This window comes from Amycolatopsis rhizosphaerae (assembly GCF_007713715.1).
Lineage (GTDB): Bacteria > Actinomycetota > Actinomycetes > Mycobacteriales > Pseudonocardiaceae > Amycolatopsis_E > Amycolatopsis_E rhizosphaerae.
This window is the reverse complement of the sequence record NZ_VJWX01000093.1, coordinates 1-17710: the sequence shown is the minus strand read 5'-3', so window position 1 is coordinate 17710 and position 17710 is coordinate 1. Positions and strand designations below refer to the sequence as shown.

Genomic DNA, 17710 nt, shown 5'->3' with positions numbered 1-17710 from the left:
GCGTGTGGACCGACAACGGAGCCTGCTGAGGGAGCGGTTCCGAAGGTGGCCGGCGTGCCCACCGCCCGCGGTGGGCACGCCAACTCGCACCGCCACACGAACCAGTTGGTTGCAGGCTCTAGGCTGCCCCGCGTGGGTTTCACCTTGGCGGACCTGACCCGGACCGAACGGCGGCTCGTCGACACGGTGCTGGGCGGCAGGCAGCTCGATCTCACCGGCGCCGCGGAGCGGACCATCCGGGGCTCGGTGATCCGGGCGCTGCTCCTCGACGGTTTTCCCTGGCCCGGCGGCGGTGTGCCGGATCCGCGCGGCATCCGGTTGCGGGGTGCCCTGATCGATGGTGGTCTCGACCTCAGCGACGTGGAGACCAGCCTTCCGCTGCACCTGCTGGACTGCCGGACCGGGGAAACGGTACGGCTGACGGGCAGCCGGCTGTCCACTGTGGACCTCTCGGGGCTGGCGGGCACGAACGTCGTGGCCTACGAGGCGAAGGTCGAACGCAGCGTGATGCTGGCCAGGGTCCGGCTCGACAGTGACAGCCCGGAGGGCACGGTCAACTTCGGCGGGGCCGCCATCGGCAGCGTGCTGGACCTGTCGGGGGCACACCTGACCAACACGCATCCCGACGGCCCCGCCTTCCACGGCAACAACCTCACGACCGGGGCGGGGCTGTTCCTCAGCGACGGGTTCCGCGCCGAGGGCGGGGGACCGCGCGGCACGATCCGGCTCTCCGGCGCGGTGCTGGGCAGCCAGCTCAACCTCACCGCGGCGTGGCTGGTGAACCCGGCGGGACCGGCCCTGGTGGCGGACTACCTGCGCACCGGCAGCAACCTCATGCTCAACCGCGGCTTCCACGCCGAGGGGCATCACGACACGGGCACCCTGCGGTTCGTCGGGGCCCGGATCGGCGGCAGGCTCGTCTGCGACGGCGGGCACGCCTTCACCGCGGAGCCGGGGCAGCTCGTGCTCAACGCTTCGGAGGTGAGCGTGGCCGGGGACCTGTTGCTGCCCCTGTCGTTCACGCCCGGCCTGATCCGGCTGGACGGCCTGACCTACCACGGCCTCCCGCGGAAGGCGAGCCTGGACGAGTGGCTGGAGCTGCTCGCCCTGCGTACCACGCACTACACCAGTCAGCCGTACTTCCAGCTGGCCGCCGCGCATCGCGCCGCCGGGCACGAGCGCGACGTCCGGCGGATCCACCTCGCGCGGGAGCGGGATCTGCTGCGGCGGGGCAAACTGGGCCTTCGCGGCCGGTTGTGGCATCGCCTCACCGGGCTCACCGTCGGCTACGGGTACCGGCCCGCGATGGCACTGCTGTGGTGGCTGGGGGTGCTGGTGATGTCCGTGCTGCTGGTCGCCGGGATCGCGGGCCCGGCGGGGCTCGTCGTCCGCACCGGTGCTTCCGGGACCTGTGCGCTCGTGGACCAGATCGGGCTGGCGCTGGACAGTGCGGCGCCACTGGTGAAGACGGACGCGCTGCAGCGGTGCCGGCTCGACACGGGGGTGCCCGGCGGGCAGTTCGTGGTGGCCGCGACCTGGGTGCTGCAGGCGCTGGCCTGGGCGTTCGTCACCCTGTTCGTCGCCGGTTTCACCGGACTGGTCCGCAAGCCCGCCTGAGGGGGCCCCGGCTCCCCGGGGCTCCCGCTCCCGCGTCAGCGGCTGAACTTCTCGATGGCCGCCGGGGTGACCGGGGTGAAGAAGTTGACGAGGTTGCCGTCGGGGTCGCGGAAGAGCAGCGACCGGTTGCCCCAGGGCATCGTGGTCGGCTCGGTGACGAAGTCGGTGACGACGCCCGCCAGGTTCCGGTAAGCGCGGTCCACGTCGTCGACCAGGAACTCGAGGATCACGCTGTGGTTGTCGGCCGGGCGGGAGGAGCCCGGCGCGAACAGCGGGACGGTGCGGGTGCCGGCGATGGCGAGGGTGGCGCGGGGGGTGGTGAGTTCGGCGAAGTCCTCGGTGAACCAGGTCGCCGTCACCCCGGTGGCCTTCTCGTAGAACTCGACGAGGCGTGCGACGTCGGCGGTGATGATCCGGATCGAGACGAAGTCCATGGTGTTCTCCCTGGGGTCGTGGAGTCTGGGTCCTTCGCACGCTAGAACAAATAGTGGACAGAACAGGTCCAGTATTCGCGCTAGGCTCGGATCATGTCCCGCCCCACCGGCCGCGTGCTCACCCTCCTGGAGCTGTTGCAGTCGGGCGGCACCCGGACGATGGCCGAACTCGCCGACCGGCTCGGCGTCGACGGCCGCACCGTGCGGCGGTACGTGAACCAGCTGATCGACCTCGATGTGCCCGTCGAGGCGGTGCGCGGCCGCTACGGCGGTTACCGCCTCGCTCCCGGCTTCCGCCTGCCGCCGCTCATGCTCAGCGACGACGAGGCGCTCGCGGTGCTGCTCGGACTGGTCGCCGGGCGCCGCACGGGGCTGGTGACGACGGTGGACACCGCGAGCGAGACCGCGGCGGCCAAGATCCGGCGCGTGCTGCCCGAGCGACTCGCCCGGCGGCTCGACACGGTCCTGGAATCCCTCGCCTTCACGAAACCGGCCGGGGAGTTCCCCACGCCGGATGCCGGAGTCCTGCTGACCATCGCCGACGCGGTGCGCCATCGCCGGCCGGTCTCGATCAGGTACACCGACCGCGGCGGCAGGCGCAGCGAGCGCACGCTGCACTCGTTCGGGATCGTCGCCCATTCGGGCCGCTGGTACGTCACGGGCACGGATCCCGAACTCGGCGAGGACCGGACCTTCCGGCTCGACCGCATCACCGACGCGAGGACCCTGCCCGGCTCGTTCGAGGCACCCGCCGGAGAAGACCCGGCGCAGCGCGTGCTGTCCGGGTTCGCCACGGCCGCGTACCGGCACGAGGTGGTCTTGCGCATCCACGGGACCGTCGAGCGGATCCGGGGCGTGCTCCCCGCCAGCGTGGCGAGCGTGGAGCCCGCGACCGACGCGGATGCCGCCGAAGACGCCGATCCGGCGGCCGATCCGGCGGGTGGGCGCTGGCTGCGCGTGCGGCTGCGGGCGGAGCGGCTGGACTGGTTGCCCGCGGTCCTCGCCTCCCTCGACCGGCCGTTCGTCATCGAGCGCCCCGGCGAACTGCGAGACCTCGTCATCGCCTTCGCCGACCGCCTCGCGGCCCGCGCCCGCCGGGCTTGACCGGCGGGCCACTTCGAGGTCCTAGGGTGCGGACATGACATCTGCCGCTCTCAAGAAGCTGTGCCTGAGTTTTCCCGGTGCCCGCGAGGAGTTTCCGTTCGACGAGGGCACCAGCGTGTTCAAGGTCGCCGGGAAGATCTTCGCCCTGAGCCGCCTGACGGGCAAACCGCTGTCGGTGAGCCTGAAGTGCGATCCGGACCTGGCCGTGCAGCTGCGGACGGCGTACCCGGCGATCACCGGCGGCTATCACCTCAACAAGCGGCACTGGAACACGGTGGTGATCGACGGTTCGGTCCCGGACCGGCTCCTGCGTGAGATGGTCGAAGATTCCTACGACCTCGTCGTCGCGGGCCTGCCCCGCCGTGAGCAGGAGAAGCTCCACTGGGTGGCGTTGAGCCGTGAAGAGACCGGCCATCCGGAAGGTCACACCGGTGTTCCCCTGTGACAGGAAAGTGCCTTCTTCCGCTCCTGGCGCCGGTGACAGATCATGGCTTCTGTTACAGAAAGTGTCCTGAGGAGAAAGTCATGAGTGCCACCTTCGACGACGCGACCCGCGCCCTGCTCGACGAGCGCACCTTCGCCACGCTCGCCACGGCAGGCCCCGGCGGCGCACCGCACGCTTCGGTGATCTGGGTGCTGCGGGAGGGCGACACGCTGCTGTTTTCATCGGCGTCGGGCCGCCAGAAGGTTCGCAACATCGCTGCCGACCCGAGGGTCAGCGTGACCGTCTTCGACGCCGCGAACCCGTACCACTCGGTGGAGATCCGGGGGATCGCCGAACTGGAGGACGACCCGGACAAGAAGCTTCCGTCACGGCTGTCGCACAAGTACCTCGGCGGGGAAGCGCCCCCGGAGCCGGACGAGATCCGCCGCGTGGTCATCCGCGTCACCCCGACGAAGATCAACGCCTTCTCGGTCTGAGCTAGGCTCGCCGCATGGGGATCGAGGAACTGTTGTCGGAGTACCGGCCCGCGGACGCCGCGGAGGCCGCGGACGTGGCCAGGCTCCGCGCGCTGGTGGCGGCGGAGCCGGACCCCTGGCAGCGCTCCCTTCCCTTGCACGCCACCGCATCCGCGCTCGTCGTGCACCCGGAAAGCCGCCGCGTGCTGCTGCGGTGGCACCGCCGCCAGCAGACCTGGCTGCAGATCGGCGGGCATGGGGATCCCGGCGAGCGTGATCCCCTCGGTATCGCCCTGCGCGAGGGCCGGGAAGAGACCGGCCTGACGGATCTGGTGCCCTGGCCGGAAGCCGGCCTCGTGCACGTGGTGGTGGTTCCGGTGCCCGCCAATGACACCGAACCCGCGCACGAACACGCCGACCTGCGATTCGCCCTCGCCACCGGCGATCCGGCAGCGGCGCGCCCGGAAAAGCCCGACGCACCGCTGCGGTGGGTCACCGTGCCCGAGGCTCGCGAGCTGACCAGTGAGGACAACGTGCGGGAAACGCTTTCACGGATCCCGGCGCGTTTCCCGCGCTGAGGCTCAGGCGAGGGCGGCGTCGATCACGGTGTCGATCGCGGTGAGCAGCCGTGCCTTCGGCTGGGCCCCCACGATCACCTGCCGCGGCTGCCCGCCGGAGAAGAGGATCATCGTGGGCACGGCCATCACCTGGTAGTCGCGGACCACGTCCGGGTTCTCGTCCGAGTTGATCTTGCGGACGGCCAGGCTGCCCGCCCGCTCCCGGGCGATCTCGTCGAGCACCGGGTTGAGCATCCGGCACGGGCCGCACCACTGCGCCCAGAACTCCAGCAGGACGGGGACCGGATGGGCGAGTACCTCACGCTCGAAGGTTTCGCCGGTCACGCTGGTGACCTCGGCGGCGACGGCCGATCCGGTGGCGGGTGGCATCACAACTCCTCACTGGGGGAGACCTTGCACGGGTGCGGGTGGCGTGCCATCGCCTGTTCCAGCTTGGCCAGCAGGCCCGCGCGGATCGCGCCGAGCCGGTCGAGGCAGGCGTCGACCTCGGCGAGCCTGCGCTCGTAGACCTCGAGGGAATCGGCACAGGAATCGCCGCTTTCGTGCCCCGAGCGCAGGCACGCCACGAACGGGCGCGTGTCGTCGAGGCTGAGCCCGAACCCCTGCAAGGTCAGGATCTCGTTGACCATGCGGAGGTGACTCTCGTCGTACTCCCGGTAGCCGTTGGCCGACCTCGGCGCCTCGAGCAGGCCCTGTGTCTCGTAGAACCGCAGGGCCCGGGTCGTCGTTCCGGTCCGCCGGGCCAGTTCACCGATCCGCATGGAGCCGAGCGTAAACATTGACCTCGACGTCAAGGCAAGGGTTCAGGGCGGGCTCAGTCGAGGTGCCCGTTCGCGGTGACGGTGAGGAAGCGGATGGGCACCTCGACCAGTTCGACTGGCCCGTGCGGGCCCTCCCCGTCGAAGACCAGCGAATCGCCGGCCCGCATCTCGTAGCGGGCCCGGCCGTGGCCGTACACCATCACGCCCTCCAGCACGTAGAGGAACTCGGTGCCCGGATGCTGGAAGAGCGGGAAGACCTCGCTGGCCTCGGTGAGGGTGACCAGCAGCGGTTCGATGCGCTTGTGCTCGCCGTGCAGCGCGCCCAGGAGCTGGTACAGGTGCCCGACGTCGCTGCCGCGGCGCACGATCTGCGAGCCCCGGCCCGCCGGGGTGAACACCGCCTCCCGTTCGGCGTCGACCCCCCGGAAAAGGGCGGTGACCGGCACGTCGAGCGTCTCGGCCAGCCGCGACAGCGTGGACAGGCTGCACGACGTCTGGGCGTTTTCGATCTTGGACAGCATGGCCTTGGACATGCCGGTGCGGCGGGCGAGTTCGGTCATCGACACACCCTTGGCGAGACGGAACTCCCGCACCCGCTGGGCGATGATCTGTTCCAGCGCACCGCTGGGGTGCTGGTCGGGGGCGGCCCGCTCTGGTCGCGACACCCGGACAGAATACTCAGAGGTGCGGGCGCGTCCGGCCGCGCCGTGCGGACAGGACCGGGAAGCCGGGTGAAGGGGACGACGATGAGCACCGTGGCCGACCTGCGCCGCCTCGCGCTGGCGCTGCCCGGGGTGACCGAGGGCACCCACTTCCGGATGGTGGCCTTCCGGGTCCGCGACAAGGGCTTCGCCACTGTGGACAAGGACGGGTACGTGCAGCTCGCGCTGGGCGAGGAGGAGGTCGCCGCCGTCGTGGCGGAGGACCCCGCCGTCTTCGGCGAGGTCACCCGCGGGACCCGGCGCCTTGGCGTGCGGTTCGACCCGGCGAAGGTGGACGAGCGGCGCCTCACCGCACTCGTCGAGCTGTCCTGGCGTCACCACGCCCCGAAGGATCTACTCCGTTAGGTTGTGGTTGCCGTGGCCGTCCGCCGTACACGGGTCAAACGGTTCGAGGCCGTGGAGCGGGTCGCCCGGCGCAAGCTGGAGATGGTCAACGCTGCGGCAATCCTGACGGACCCGACAGTGCCTCCGGGCAACCGCCTCGAACCGCTACGCGGTGATCGACTTGGTCAGCACGGCATCCGCGTCGACGATCAATGGCGAATCTGCTTCCGGTGGACCGAGGCGGGCCCGGAAGACGTTGAGATCTGCGGCACAAGCTGGCCATCAGCATCCACGTTCCGCCCCGCCGGATCAACGAAATCGTGCACGGCAAGCGTGCCATCACCGCCGACACGGCACTGCGGCTGGCCCGTTTCTTCGGCACGTCCGAGCAGTTCTGGGTGAACCTGCAGGCCCGCTACGACCTTGAGCGGGAACGTGACAGGATCGCTACGGAATTGGCCGACATCCATCCCCTCGACCTCGCCTCCTGAATCGCCGACGGTTCGAATTCCGCGCCTGAACGACCGCGAAGAATGGTCTTTCAGGTGCTTGGGTGACCGCATCGGCGGTGCCCGGGAAAGGAGCGGATCGGCGTCTCCTCAGGCATTCCAGCGCGACGGTCGGGCCAGCGTTTCCGGGATCCGCGTGGACCGGTCACCGCGGGCCGCGTCGAGTTGCGCCTGCGTGAGGAACAGGGTGGTGCTCAGATCGGCGCCCCGCAGATCCGCGCCCCGGAGGTCGGCGCCGGTGAGATCGGCCAGCCGCAGGACCGCCTCCCGCAGGTCGGCGCCCAGCAGGCGGGTGCCGCGCAGATTGGCGGCGGTCAGGTCGGCCTTGCGGAAGTCGCGGCCGATGAGGTCCTCGCCGCGGAGGTTGGCCTTCTCCCGTTTCCCGCGCACCAGTTCGCTCGCCCGGACGAGCAGCGCGTTCACCTTCCGGCGCTGCGCGGCGACGTCGACGGCCAGGATCGCGCCGGGTTCGCCAAGGGTGAGCCGTTCCGTCTCGGCGAACGCCCGTTCCAGTCCACTGTGGACTTCAGCGGCGCCGGGGAGGCTCGCCGCATGGTGCAGGTACCACAGCAGGTCGCGCAGGACCGGGAAGACCGCGAACATCCGTTCCGCTTCCTCCGGGGCCTGCCGCCAGTCCCGGCCGCCGAAGGTCACCTGCGCGACCTTCTGCCCGGCACCGAAACAGTCGTAGACGGTGCAGCCGGGGAAACCGCGCTCGCGCAGCCGGTCGTGGATCGAACAGCGGAAGTCCGGGCGCAGGTTGGCGCAGGGCGTGCCCGGCGGCTTGTCGACCGCGAAGTCCGAGGAGGCCGAAAACGCCGGCACCACACAGCACAGAGCGAAACAGCGGGAACAGTCGGCGCGCAGGTCGTCGCGGGTCTTTCCGGGCACGGGAACGATTATGGCCGTCGTCCTCCGGCCCGCCGCGGGTCGGTCTCCGCCGGGCGGTTTCCCGCTATCGTGCCGGGAAGGGTGACGACGAGGAGGCGTGAGTGGCCGGGGAACAGGGTGTCGCGCTGGTGACGGGTGCTTCGCGCGGACTGGGGGCGGTGATCGCGCGGGCGCTGGCCGCCGACGGGCGGCCGGTGGCGGTCAACTACCGGTCCGATGCCGCCGGGGCCTCGGTGGTGGTCGACGGGATCCGCGCCGGGGGCGGAACGGCGGAGTCCTTCGCCGCCGACGTCACCGACGAGGAGGCCGTGCCCGCGCTGGTCGCCGAGGTCGAGGCGCGGCTCGGCCCGGTCGGCGTCCTGGTGGTCAACGCGACCGGCCCGCACGGCGAGATCGCGGTCGAGGAGCTGACCTGGCGGGCGCACCTGGACCAGCTCGAGTTCTTCGTCAAGAGCCCGACCCTGCTGCTGCAGGCCGTCCTGCCGGGCATGAAGGCCCGCGGTGGCGGCCGGATCATCCAGATCGGCTCGGACATCTTCGAACGCGGCCTGCCGCGGTGGTCGGCCTACGGCGCGGCCAAGGGCGCGCAGATCGGCCTCACGCGCAGCTGGGCCCGCGAGCTCGGCCCGTGGGGCATCACGGTGAACCTCGTGGCCCCGGGGTGGATCCCGGTCGAGCGGCACGAGGGGGTGCCGGAGGGGAGCCGCGCCGAGTATGTGGCGGATGTCCCCTTGGGACGGTTCGGGCGGCCCGACGAGATCGCGGCGGCGGTCTGCTTCCTCGCGTCGGAGCGCGCGAGTTTCGTCAATGGCGAACGCATCACGGTCAACGGCGGTCATACGATCGACTGACCGCCGGAAAGCCCGTAGGGTTTCGCCGTGAGCTTGCCCATTCTCTTGACCGTCGACGACGATCCGGCCGTGTCCCGTTCGGTGGCACGGGATCTGCGCCGCCGCTACGGACAGGACTACCGCGTGGTCCGTGCCGGCTCGGGGGCCGACGCGCTGGACGCCCTGCGGGAGATCAAACTCCGCGGGGACGCCGTCGCGGCGATCCTCGCCGACTACCGGATGCCGAACATGGACGGCATCACCTTCCTGGAGCAGGCGATGGACCTGTTCCCGCACGCCCGCCGTGCGCTGCTGACCGCCTACGCCGACACCGACGCCGCGATCCAGGCGATCAACGTGGTCGACGTCGACCACTACCTGCTCAAGCCGTGGGATCCGCCGGAGGAGAAGCTGTACCCGGTGGTCGACGCGCTGGTCGAGGCGTGGCGCGTGGCGGGAGACCGGCCGGTCGCCGAGACGAAGGTGGTCGGGCACCGCTGGTCGCAGCCCTCCTACCAGGTGCGGGACTTCCTGGCCCGCAACTCGGTGCCCTACCGCTGGTATTCGGCGGGCGAACCGGAGGCGCAGCGGCTGCTGGAGGCGGCGGACGCCACCGCCGCCGACATCCCGGTGCTGGTGACCCCGGACGGGACGGTGCTGCGCAAACCCTCCGGCGAGGAGATCGCCGACGCCGTCGGCCTGTCCACGCGCCCGGCGGAGGCGTTCTACGACCTGGTGGTGGTGGGCGGTGGCCCGGCCGGTCTCGGCGCCGCGGTCTACGGCGCTTCGGAGGGCCTGCGCACGGTGCTCGTCGAGCGCAAGGCCACCGGAGGCCAGGCGGGACAGAGTTCCCGGATCGAGAACTACCTCGGGTTCCCCGACGGGGTTTCCGGGGCGCAGCTGACCGACCGTGCCCGGCGGCAGGCGCAGAAGTTCGGCGCCGAGGTGCTGACCGCGCGCGACGTGGTGGGCCTTCAGGCGCGCGGCTCCGCCCGCGTGATCACCTTCGGCGACGGCACCGAGATCGCCTCCCACGCGGTGGTGCTCGCCAGCGGCGTGTCCTACCGGGCACTGGAGGCCGAAGGCGTCGCCGAACTCACCGGGCGCGGCGTCTACTACGGCTCGGCGTCCACGGAGGCGCCGGAGTGCGAGAACCGGCACGTCTACATCGTCGGCGGCGCCAACTCCGCGGGCCAGGCGGCGGTGTTCTTCTCCCGCTACGCCCGGGACGTCACCCTCGTCGTGCGAGGCGAGTCACTGCAGGCGTCGATGTCGCACTATCTGATCGAGCAGCTCGAAGCGATCGGCAACGTGCACGTCCGCACGCACACCACGGTGACCCGCGCCCACGGCGAGGAGCACCTGGAACAGCTGACCCTGTGTGACGGGCGGGGGCATTTCGAAACCGTGCCCGCCAGCCACCTGTTCGTCTTCATCGGCGCGGCCCCGCGCACCGACTGGCTGGGCGACACCGTGGTGCGGGACGAGCACGGTTTCGTCCGCACGGGCCCCGATCTGCTCGTCGACGGGCGCCGTCCGCCGGGCTGGCCGCTGGAGCGGGATCCCTACCATCTGGAGTCGTCGATCCCGGGCGTGTTCGTGGCCGGGGACGTGCGGTCCCAGTCGGTGAAGCGGGTCGCCTCGGCCGTCGGCGAAGGGGCCATGGCGGTCACCCTCGTGCATCGGTACCTGGAGGCCCGATGATCGACAATCGCGTAGCTGGTCATCGGTCCGACCGGGTGCGGGTGTCCCGCAAGACACTGGAGGCCCGATGATCGACAATCGCGTAGCTGGTCATCGGTCCGACCGGGTGCGGGTGTCCCGCAAGACACTGGAGGCCCGATGATCGAGCCTGCCGAGACGAAGCCGACCCGCGAGTCCCTGCGGGAACTGTTCCTGTTCGCCGAACTGTCCGACGCCCAGCTCGACTGGATCCGCGAGCACGCGGTCATCGAGCACTATCAGGGCGGCACGCAGATCATCCGTGAAGGCGAACCGGCGACCTGCTTCTACGTCCTGCTCTCCGGTGCCCTGCGGATGACCAAACAGGACGGCGCCGGCGGTGAGGTCGAGATGCTGCGCTCGGACCAGCGCGGCGCGTACTGCGGTGCCACGCAGTTCTTCTACGCGCAGAACCAGCAGTTCTACGCGGCCAGCGTGTCCGCGGTGAGCGAACTGACCTTCCTCGCCCTGCCCGCCAAGGAGTTCGCCGAGCGGTTCCGCAGCTGGTTCCCGATGGCGACACACCTGCTGCAGGGCTCGTACCTGGGCTGGCGCAACACCGACGCGCTCATCGGCGCGCGGCGGCGCCTGCTCGCGCTGGGCGAGTTGTCGGCGGGCCTGACCCACGAGCTCAACAATCCCGCCGCCGCGGCCGTGCGCGCCACGGCGGCCCTGCGGGAGCGGGTCGCGGGGATGCGCCACAAACTCGCCGCGCTGGCGAAGAAGGACATCGACCCGGATCTGCTGGAACAGTTGATCGACGTGCAGGAGAGCCTGGTCAAGCAGGTGACCTCGGCTCCGCAGCTGAGCGCGATGCAGCAGGCCGACCGCGAGGACGAGATCTCCGACTGGCTCACCGACCATGGGCTGGAGCAGGGCTGGGACCTGGCGCCGATCTTCGTGGCCGCCGGGCTCACCGCGGACAGTCTCGACCAGGTGCTCGACTCGGTGGGCGAGTCGTTCATCGACGGCGCGGTGCGCTGGCTGGCCTACGCGCTGGAGACCGAGATGCTGATGGGCGAGATCGAGGATTCGACGACCCGGATCTCGGCGCTGGTGGGCGCGGCGAAGCAGTACTCCCAGATGGACCGCGCGCCGCACCAGTGGATCGACGTACACGAGGGCCTGGATTCCACCCTGGTCATGCTCGGCGGCAAGATCGGGGACGGGATCGAGGTCGTCAAGGACTACGACCGTTCGCTGCCGTCCGTGCCCGCCTACGCCGGAGAGCTCAACCAGGTCTGGACCAATCTGATCGACAACGCGGTGGGTGCCATGGAGGGGCGCGGCAGGCTCACCGTGCGCACGGGGATGTCCGGCGACCGGTTGCTGGTGGAGATCGGCGACACCGGCCCCGGGATCACCGCCGAGCACCGGCAGCGGATCTTCGAGCCGTTCTTCACCACCAAGCCCGTCGGCAAGGGCACGGGGCTCGGCCTCGACATCTCGTGGCGGATCGTGGTGGGGCGCCACCAGGGCGATCTGCGCGTCGAGTCCGAGCCCGGCGACACCCGGTTTCAGGTCCTGCTTCCGTTGACCGAGGGGGCGGCGGAGTGAAGGCCGAGCTTGCCCACCAGGCGTTCCAGGTAGGCGCGGACCTCCTCTTCGGATCGGTCGGGTAGCCCGAACACCACCTCGGTGACCCCGAGGTCCTCCCAGGCGGCGAGGGCTTCGGGGTCCGGTTTGCCCGCCAGAACCACGATTTCGGGGCTGCCGTCCCGGCCCGCCTGCGCCCACTGCTCGCGCAGCCGCTGAACCTTCGGCGGCAGATCGGCTTCCGCGGGCGTGGTGAGCCAGCCGTCCGCCGAGCGCGCGATCCAGGCGAAGTTCTTGCCGGTACCGGCGGCGCCGAGCAGCACGGGTACCGCGCCCACCGGTTTCGGCCAGGCCCAGGACGGTCCGAAACGGACGAACTCGCCGTCGTAGGCGGCCTCTTCCTCGGTCCACAGTGCCCGCATCGACGCCAGGTACTCGCGCAGCATGGTGCGGCGGCGGCCCGGAGGCACCCCGTGGTCGGTCATCTCGTCGACGTTCCAGCCGAATCCCACGCCGAGGGTGACCCGGCCGCCGGAGAGGTGGTCGAGCGAGGCGATCGTCTTCGCCAGTGTGATCGGGTCGTGCTCGACCGGCAGGGCGACCGCGGTGGACAGCCGGATGGTGCTGGTGACCGAGGCGGCGGTGGCCAGCGCGACCCAGGGGTCGAGGGTGCGCAGGTACCGGTCGTCGGGCAGGGTCGCGTCGCCGGTGCGCGGATGCGCGGATTCGCGCCTGACCGGGATGTGGGTGTGTTCGGGCACGCTGAAGGACGTGAACCCGGCCGCCTCGGCCGCCTGGGCGGCGGCGGCCGGGGAGATGCCGCGGTCGCTGGTGAACAACACGATGCCAAACCGCACGGAAAACCTCCTCGCCATCCCCTCTAGTAGAACACGTTCTACTCCCGCGCGTGAAGGCCACGCACGAAGCCGCGCTTTCCCGTGAGGGGACCCCTCACGGGAAGCCTCAGCCCTCTCGGGCGCTCGCCCAGCCCGAAGCGAGAACTCAACCTGCCACAGTGGGACACGCCCCTGACCGGGGCTGCGGCGAGCCGTGAAGGGTCCCTTCACAGTCGTATCGGCTGTGAAGGGACCCTTCACGGCCAACGTCCGACCGGCTCCACCGCCTTCCCGCGCGCCGTCAGTGGTTTCGGGCACAGAGGGGGCGTCAAACGGCACGGCGGTGGCGATACTCGACGGATCATGACCGCCGAACCGCTGACCCTGCTCTTCCTCCTGTTCGCCGGAATCGGTGCCGGACTGACCGGGTCGATCGCGGGACTGGCCTCGCTGGTGTCCTATCCCGCCCTGCTGGCGGTCGGGCTCGCCCCCGTGACGGCCAACGTCACCAACACCGTCGCCCTGCTCGGCACCACCTTCGGCGCGGCGGCGGGTTCGCGGCCCGAACTGGCCGGGCAGCGCGCCCGCCTCAGGTCGCTGTGCGCGATCACCGCGACCGGCGGGGCCGTCGGCGCGGCGCTGCTGCTGCTCACCCCTTCCGGCGCGTTCACCGCGATCGTGCCGTTCCTCATCGCCGGCGCCTCGGTGCTGCTGTTCCTCGGACCGCGGCTGCGGAGGCTGTCCACGCGGACCGAGGCGCACGGGATCGGCCCGGCCGCGGGCCTCGCCGCGTTCGCCGTCGCGGTGTACGGCGGCTACTTCGGGGCCGCGGCGGGCGTGCTCATGCTGGCGCTGCTGTCGACGGTCTGGGCCCAGTCGCTGGCCCGCTCCAACGCGGCGAAGAACATCGCCACCGGCGCGGCCAACTTCATCGCCGCCGTCGTGTTCGCCTTCACCGGCAAGGTGGACTGGGGCGCCGCCGCGGTGCTGTGCCTCGGTTCCGTCGCCGGTTCCTGGATCGGGCCCGCGATCGTGCGCAGGCTGCCCGCCACGCCGTTGCGCGTCGCGATCGGGCTGGCCGGTCTCGGCCTGGCGGCCACACTGGCCTGGCGAGCTTTCCACTCCTGAAAAACCGGCCCCAGGGAACGAAAACCACCCGCCGGGACGTACGGTGGCCGATGAAGGCATGATCTGGCGAGAAGCCGGAGTTGGAGGCCAGATTGAGTATCGTCGGCACCAGGGTGGTCCGGATCGAGGACCAGAAGCTGATCACGACGGGCGGTACCTACGTCGAGGATCTGCGTGAAGAGGCGCTCACCGGCGCCGTGCACGCGATGTTCGTGCGCAGCCCCATCGCGCACGCGCGGATCACCTCGATCGACACCTCCGCGGCGCTGGAGGCGCCCGGAGTGGTGGCGGTGTACACCGCCACCGATCTCGACCTCGCCCCGAGGGCGGTCCCTCCCGTCAGCGAGCCGTGGCTCGCCGGCGAGGTGGTGCGCTACGTCGGGGAACCGGTCGCGCTGGTGCTCACCGAGCACCGGTACCAGCTCGACGACGCGGCCGAGCTGATCGACATCGACTACGACCCGCTGGACGCGGTCGCGAGCATCGACGCGGCGCTCTCGGACGAGACGCTGCTCTTCCCGGACCACGGCAGCAACCTCGTGCAGGTGCACGGCGCCGCGCTCGACGAGCACGCGTTCGACGGCTGCGAGGTCGTGGTCTCCCGGACCATCGTCAACCAGCGGGTCGCGCCCGCGCCGCTGGAGGTGCGCGGGGCGGCGTGCGCGTGGGGGGACGACGGCAGGCTGACGGTCTGGCTGTCCACTCAGAACGCACAGATCGGCCGCAGTGCCATCGCCGGCGGGCTGGGGGTGGACAAGGCACTGGTCCGCGTGATCACCCCCGACGTGGGAGGCGGCTTCGGGGCGAAGATCGGCGCGGACCCCGAGCCGGTGGTGCTCGGCTGGGCGTCGAAGCGGTGCGGGCGGCCGATCCGGTGGACGGAGACCCGCAGCGAGAACCTCACCAGCATGACCCACGGCCGGGCCCAGCAGAACACGATCACCCTCGGCGGGCGCCGGGACGGCACGATCGAGGTGGTGCGGCTGGAGGTCGTGCAGGACGCGGGAGCCTACCCGCGCGCGACGTTCCTGCCGACGCTGACCGAACTGATGGCCTCCGGGGTGTACCACTTCCCGAAGGTGGAGGCGGCCAGCCGCGCGGTGGTCACCACGACGACGCCGATCGCGGCCTACCGCGGCGCGGGCAGGCCGGAGGCCACCGCGGCGATCGAGCGGGGGATCGACCTCTTCGCGGCCGAAACCGGGCTCGACCCGGCCGAGGTCCGGCGGATCAACTTCATCCGCCCCGAGGAGTTCCCGTACCGGACGCCCACTGGTGCGAACTACGACAGCGGCCAGTACGAGCAGGCGCTGAACAAGGTGCTCGAAGCCGCGGGCTACGACGAGTTGCGGGCCGAGCAGCGCCGCCGCCGCGAAGCGGGCGAGAAGGTCGCGCTCGGCTTGGGGATCGCCAGCTACGTCGAGATCACCGGTGGCGACAACGGCGGCGAGAGCGGCCGGGTGGACATCAACCCGGACGGCACGGTGACCGCCTACACCGGCAGTTCCCCGCACGGGCAGGGCCTGGACACCTCGCTGGCGATGCTGCTGTCCGACCAGCTCGGCATCCCGATGGAGAAGATCACCATCCGCCACGGCGACACCGACGAGGTGCCCAAGGCGATCGGCACCTTCGGGTCCCGCTCGCTGCAGCTGGGCGGTTCCGCGGTGCGCAGGGCCGCCGACAACGTGATCGCCCAGGCGCGCGAGATCGCCGCGGACCTGCTGGAGGCCTCGCCCGACGACCTCGAGCTGAACGTGGACGAGGGCGTGTGGCAGGTCAAGGGCGCCCCCTCCAGCGGCACGATCAGCTGGGCACAACTCGCCGCGCACGCCGAAGAGGGGGCGTTGTCCTCCGACGTGTGGTTCGGTGACGGCGCCCCGACCTTCCCCTTCGGGTCCCACCTCGCGGTGGTCGAGGTGGACACCGAAACGGGCAAGGTGACGGTCAAACGGATCATCGCCGCCGACGACGCCGGCCCCGTGATCAACCCGCTGACCTTCCGGGGCCAGCGGCACGGCGGGCTGGGCCAGGGCATCGGGCAGGCACTGCTCGAGGTCATGAACTACGACCCCGACGGCAACCCCACCACGGCCACGCTGGCCGACTACTCGTTCATCACGGCCACCGAGCTGCCGGACTTCGAACTGGTCGACTCGGTCACCCCGACCACTCTGAACCCGCTGGGGGTCAAGGGCATCGGCGAGGCCGCGACCATCGGCTCGACCCCCGCGGTGCACAACGCGGTGGTGGATGCCCTGGCGCACCTCGGGGTGCGCCATCTCGACATGCCGACGACCCCGCTGCGAGTGTGGGAAGCGCTGGCGGAAGCGAAAGGTGAACTCAAGTGAAGGTCACGATCGAGGTCAACGGGCGCACCGTGTCCGAAGAGGTCGAGGACCGCACCCTGCTGGTGCACTTCCTGCGGGAGACCGCGGGGCTGACCGCGACCAACATCGGGTGTGACACCACCTCCTGCGGCGCCTGCACCGTCCTGCTCGACGGCGAGTCGGTGAAGTCCTGCACCGTGCTCGCGGCGCAGGCCGACGGGCACCAGGTCACCACGCTGGAAGGGCTGACCGGTGAAGACGGCGAACTGCACCCGGTGCAGCGCGCGTTCCGCGAACAGCACGGCCTTCAGTGCGGGTTCTGCACCCCGGGCATGATCATGGCCTCGGTTTCGCTGCTGAAGCACAACCCGAAGCCGACGCGCGACGAGGTCCGGGTCGGGCTGGAGGGGAACCTGTGCCGCTGCACGGGTTACCACAACATCGTCAGCGCCGTGATCGACGCGTCGGGGCAGGAGGTCGACCGGTGATCCCCGCACAGTTCACCTACCGTCGCGCGTCCACTGTGGACGAAGCGCTGGCGCTGCTCGGCGAGCACGGCGACGACGCGAAGCTGCTGGCGGGCGGGCATTCGCTGCTGCCGCTGATGAAACTGCGGCTCGCCGTCCCCGAGGTGCTGGTCGACATCGCCCCGATCGACGAGCTGCGCTACGTCCGGCTCGAAGGCGACACGGTCGCCATCGGCGCGCTGTCGCGTTACCACGACCTGAACCACGACGGCGTGCTGCGCGAGCACGCGCCCTTGGTGGCGCACGTCGCGGGCGTGGTGGGCGACCAGCAGGTGCGGCACCGCGGCACGATCGGCGGCTCGCTGGCCCACGCGGACGCGGCGGCCGACCTGCCCGCCGCGATCCTGGCCGCCGACGGTGTGCTGGTGGCGCGCGGTCCGTCCGGGCAGCGGGAGATCCCGGCCGCGGAGTTCTTCCTCGGGCCGTTCACCACGCCGCTCGAACCGGACGAACTGCTCACGGAGATCCGGGTTCCGGCGCGTGCCGGGGTCGGCTGGGGCTTCGAGAAGTTCACCCGCCGGGCCATCGACTGGGCCATCGCCGGGGTCGCCGTGCTCGGCGGTTCGGTCGGCCTGATCAACATGGCGGGCACCCCCGTCCGGGCCACGGCCACCGAGGAGGCGCTGGCCGGCGGAGCGTCGATCGCGGACGCGGCGGCGCTGGCCGCCGAGGGCACCAGCCCGGTGAGCGAACCGCACGCCACCGCCGAGTACCGGGCCCACCTGGCCCGTGTCCTCACCGCCCGCGCCCTGGAAACCGCCGCCGCCTGAGGAAGGTTCCCGCAGCTTGGGCGTTTGCCGTGAGGGACCCCCTCACGGCAAACAGGGCCAGGGCCCCGGCAAAGCCGGTCCTTGCATGGGCGAGTCCCACCCTCCGGCGGTTGTGTCCCACCTTCCGGCGGTTGTGTCCCACCTTCCGGCGGTTGTGTCCCACCTTCCGGCGGTTGTGTCCCACCTTCCGG

20 protein-coding genes and 1 pseudogene are annotated in these 17710 nt (G+C 70.9%); 15 read left to right on the top strand and 6 right to left on the bottom strand.

The features are described 5' to 3' along the window. Positions 1–132: 132 nt before the first annotated feature. Positions 133–1617 (top strand): hypothetical protein, encoded by a 1485-nt coding sequence (locus FNH05_RS12270; RefSeq protein WP_144587562.1) that lies wholly within the window; start codon positions 133–135, stop codon positions 1615–1617. A gap of 35 nt (positions 1618–1652) precedes the next feature. Here the strand turns inward: FNH05_RS12270 and FNH05_RS12265 are convergent, their stop codons facing one another. Then, on the bottom strand, positions 1653–2051 hold the full coding sequence (locus FNH05_RS12265) for a VOC family protein (RefSeq protein ID WP_144587560.1): 399 nt from the start codon (positions 2049–2051) through the stop codon (positions 1653–1655). Positions 2052–2144: 93 nt separating this feature from the next. On the opposite strand from FNH05_RS12265, the gene FNH05_RS12260 reads away from it, so the two are divergent. The 4 genes from FNH05_RS12260 to FNH05_RS12245 all read left to right on the top strand — a co-directional run bounded on the left by FNH05_RS12260 (position 2145) and on the right by FNH05_RS12245 (position 4633). Next, positions 2145–3155, top strand: coding sequence for a helix-turn-helix transcriptional regulator (locus FNH05_RS12260; protein WP_144587558.1), 1011 nt, complete (start codon positions 2145–2147; stop codon positions 3153–3155). Positions 3156–3189: 34 nt separating this feature from the next. Next, positions 3190–3600, top strand: coding sequence for an MmcQ/YjbR family DNA-binding protein (locus tag FNH05_RS12255; RefSeq protein WP_144587556.1), 411 nt, complete (start codon positions 3190–3192; stop codon positions 3598–3600). 80 nt (positions 3601–3680) lie between these two features. Beyond that, a complete protein-coding gene (locus tag FNH05_RS12250; protein ID WP_144587554.1) occupies positions 3681–4076 on the top strand; it encodes a PPOX class F420-dependent oxidoreductase in 396 nt (131 codons plus the stop codon). 14 nt (positions 4077–4090) lie between these two features. Further along, positions 4091–4633, top strand: a complete 543-nt coding sequence (locus FNH05_RS12245) for an NUDIX hydrolase (RefSeq protein ID WP_144587552.1) — start codon at positions 4091–4093, stop codon at positions 4631–4633. A gap of 3 nt (positions 4634–4636) precedes the next feature. Here the strand turns inward: FNH05_RS12245 and trxA are convergent, their stop codons facing one another. Genes trxA through FNH05_RS12230 form a run of 3 tightly spaced genes read right to left on the bottom strand, consistent with a single transcriptional unit; the run spans position 4637 to position 6059 of the window. Continuing rightward, positions 4637–5002, bottom strand: coding sequence for a thioredoxin (trxA, locus tag FNH05_RS12240; RefSeq protein ID WP_144587549.1), 366 nt, complete (start codon positions 5000–5002; stop codon positions 4637–4639). After that, on the bottom strand, positions 5002–5394 hold the full coding sequence (locus FNH05_RS12235; protein WP_144587547.1) for a MerR family transcriptional regulator: 393 nt from the start codon (positions 5392–5394) through the stop codon (positions 5002–5004). Before FNH05_RS12235 ends, trxA begins: the two co-directional genes overlap by 1 nt. 53 nt (positions 5395–5447) lie before the next feature. Next, positions 5448–6059 (bottom strand): helix-turn-helix domain-containing protein, encoded by a 612-nt coding sequence (locus tag FNH05_RS12230; RefSeq protein WP_246127678.1) that lies wholly within the window; start codon positions 6057–6059, stop codon positions 5448–5450. An 81-nt stretch (positions 6060–6140) separates the two neighbouring features. Between FNH05_RS12230 and FNH05_RS12225 the strand changes: the two genes are divergently transcribed. The 3 genes and pseudogenes from FNH05_RS12225 (at position 6141) to FNH05_RS12215 (ending at position 6931) form a co-directional block, all read left to right on the top strand. Next, positions 6141–6461 carry an MmcQ/YjbR family DNA-binding protein gene (locus tag FNH05_RS12225; RefSeq protein WP_144587545.1) on the top strand — a complete coding sequence of 107 codons (321 nt, stop codon included), beginning with the start codon at positions 6141–6143 and terminating at the stop codon, positions 6459–6461. Between the two features lie 3 nt (positions 6462–6464). Beyond that, positions 6465–6671 (top strand): annotated as a pseudogene (locus FNH05_RS12220) (type II toxin-antitoxin system RelE/ParE family toxin); the annotation flags it as partial. A gap of 32 nt (positions 6672–6703) precedes the next feature. Then, positions 6704–6931, top strand: coding sequence for a HigA family addiction module antitoxin (locus FNH05_RS12215; RefSeq protein WP_144587543.1), 228 nt, complete (start codon positions 6704–6706; stop codon positions 6929–6931). Positions 6932–7039: 108 nt separating this feature from the next. Here FNH05_RS12215 and FNH05_RS12210 read toward each other — a convergent pair whose 3' ends face one another. After that, the gene (locus tag FNH05_RS12210; RefSeq protein WP_222426586.1) at positions 7040–7840 is read right to left on the bottom strand and encodes a pentapeptide repeat-containing protein; all 801 of its coding nucleotides are present in this window, start codon (positions 7838–7840) and stop codon (positions 7040–7042) included. A gap of 101 nt (positions 7841–7941) precedes the next feature. Here FNH05_RS12210 and FNH05_RS12205 point away from each other — a divergent pair, with 101 nt between their 5' ends. The 3 genes from FNH05_RS12205 (at position 7942) to FNH05_RS12195 (ending at position 11949) form a co-directional block, all read left to right on the top strand. Next, positions 7942–8691, top strand: coding sequence for an SDR family NAD(P)-dependent oxidoreductase (locus FNH05_RS12205; RefSeq protein ID WP_144587539.1), 750 nt, complete (start codon positions 7942–7944; stop codon positions 8689–8691). Positions 8692–8718: 27 nt separating this feature from the next. Continuing rightward, entirely contained in the window at positions 8719–10374 is a 1656-nt protein-coding gene (locus FNH05_RS12200) for an NAD(P)/FAD-dependent oxidoreductase (RefSeq protein WP_144587537.1), read from the top strand. Between the two features lie 138 nt (positions 10375–10512). Further along, entirely contained in the window at positions 10513–11949 is a 1437-nt protein-coding gene (locus FNH05_RS12195) for an ATP-binding protein (RefSeq protein ID WP_144587535.1), read from the top strand. On the opposite strand, the gene FNH05_RS12190 is transcribed toward FNH05_RS12195, so the two are convergent. Further along, on the bottom strand, positions 11910–12785 hold the full coding sequence (locus tag FNH05_RS12190) for an LLM class F420-dependent oxidoreductase (RefSeq protein WP_144587533.1): 876 nt from the start codon (positions 12783–12785) through the stop codon (positions 11910–11912). The genes FNH05_RS12195 and FNH05_RS12190 overlap by 40 nt on opposite strands. 342 nt (positions 12786–13127) lie before the next feature. On the opposite strand from FNH05_RS12190, the gene FNH05_RS12185 reads away from it, so the two are divergent. The 4 genes from FNH05_RS12185 to FNH05_RS12170 all read left to right on the top strand — a co-directional run bounded on the left by FNH05_RS12185 (position 13128) and on the right by FNH05_RS12170 (position 17519). After that, positions 13128–13892 carry a sulfite exporter TauE/SafE family protein gene (locus FNH05_RS12185; protein WP_144587531.1) on the top strand — a complete coding sequence of 255 codons (765 nt, stop codon included), beginning with the start codon at positions 13128–13130 and terminating at the stop codon, positions 13890–13892. Between the two features lie 92 nt (positions 13893–13984). Then, positions 13985–16243: a xanthine dehydrogenase family protein molybdopterin-binding subunit gene (locus tag FNH05_RS12180; protein WP_144587529.1), complete on the top strand. Its 2259-nt coding sequence runs from the start codon at positions 13985–13987 to the stop codon at positions 16241–16243. Continuing rightward, the gene (locus tag FNH05_RS12175) at positions 16240–16710 is read left to right on the top strand and encodes a (2Fe-2S)-binding protein (RefSeq protein WP_144587527.1); all 471 of its coding nucleotides are present in this window, start codon (positions 16240–16242) and stop codon (positions 16708–16710) included. Before FNH05_RS12180 ends, FNH05_RS12175 begins: the two co-directional genes overlap by 4 nt. After that, positions 16707–17519, top strand: a complete 813-nt coding sequence (locus tag FNH05_RS12170) for an FAD binding domain-containing protein (RefSeq protein WP_144587525.1) — start codon at positions 16707–16709, stop codon at positions 17517–17519. The genes FNH05_RS12175 and FNH05_RS12170 overlap by 4 nt, the downstream gene beginning before the upstream one ends. Positions 17520–17710: the final 191 nt, after the last annotated feature.

Coding starts and splice junctions, on each gene's coding strand:
- FNH05_RS12255 (WP_144587556.1), top strand. CDS start 3,190: ATGACATCTGCCGCTCTCAAGAAGCTGTGCCTGAGTTTTCCCGGTGCC.
- FNH05_RS12235 (WP_144587547.1), bottom strand. CDS start 5,394: ATGCGGATCGGTGAACTGGCCCGGCGGACCGGAACGACGACCCGGGCC.
- FNH05_RS12250 (WP_144587554.1), top strand. CDS start 3,681: ATGAGTGCCACCTTCGACGACGCGACCCGCGCCCTGCTCGACGAGCGC.
- FNH05_RS12265 (WP_144587560.1), bottom strand. CDS start 2,051: ATGGACTTCGTCTCGATCCGGATCATCACCGCCGACGTCGCACGCCTC.
- FNH05_RS12185 (WP_144587531.1), top strand. CDS start 13,128: ATGACCGCCGAACCGCTGACCCTGCTCTTCCTCCTGTTCGCCGGAATC.
- FNH05_RS12225 (WP_144587545.1), top strand. CDS start 6,141: ATGAGCACCGTGGCCGACCTGCGCCGCCTCGCGCTGGCGCTGCCCGGG.
- FNH05_RS12245 (WP_144587552.1), top strand. CDS start 4,091: ATGGGGATCGAGGAACTGTTGTCGGAGTACCGGCCCGCGGACGCCGCG.
- FNH05_RS12260 (WP_144587558.1), top strand. CDS start 2,145: ATGTCCCGCCCCACCGGCCGCGTGCTCACCCTCCTGGAGCTGTTGCAG.
- trxA (WP_144587549.1), bottom strand. CDS start 5,002: ATGCCACCCGCCACCGGATCGGCCGTCGCCGCCGAGGTCACCAGCGTG.
- FNH05_RS12195 (WP_144587535.1), top strand. CDS start 10,513: ATGATCGAGCCTGCCGAGACGAAGCCGACCCGCGAGTCCCTGCGGGAA.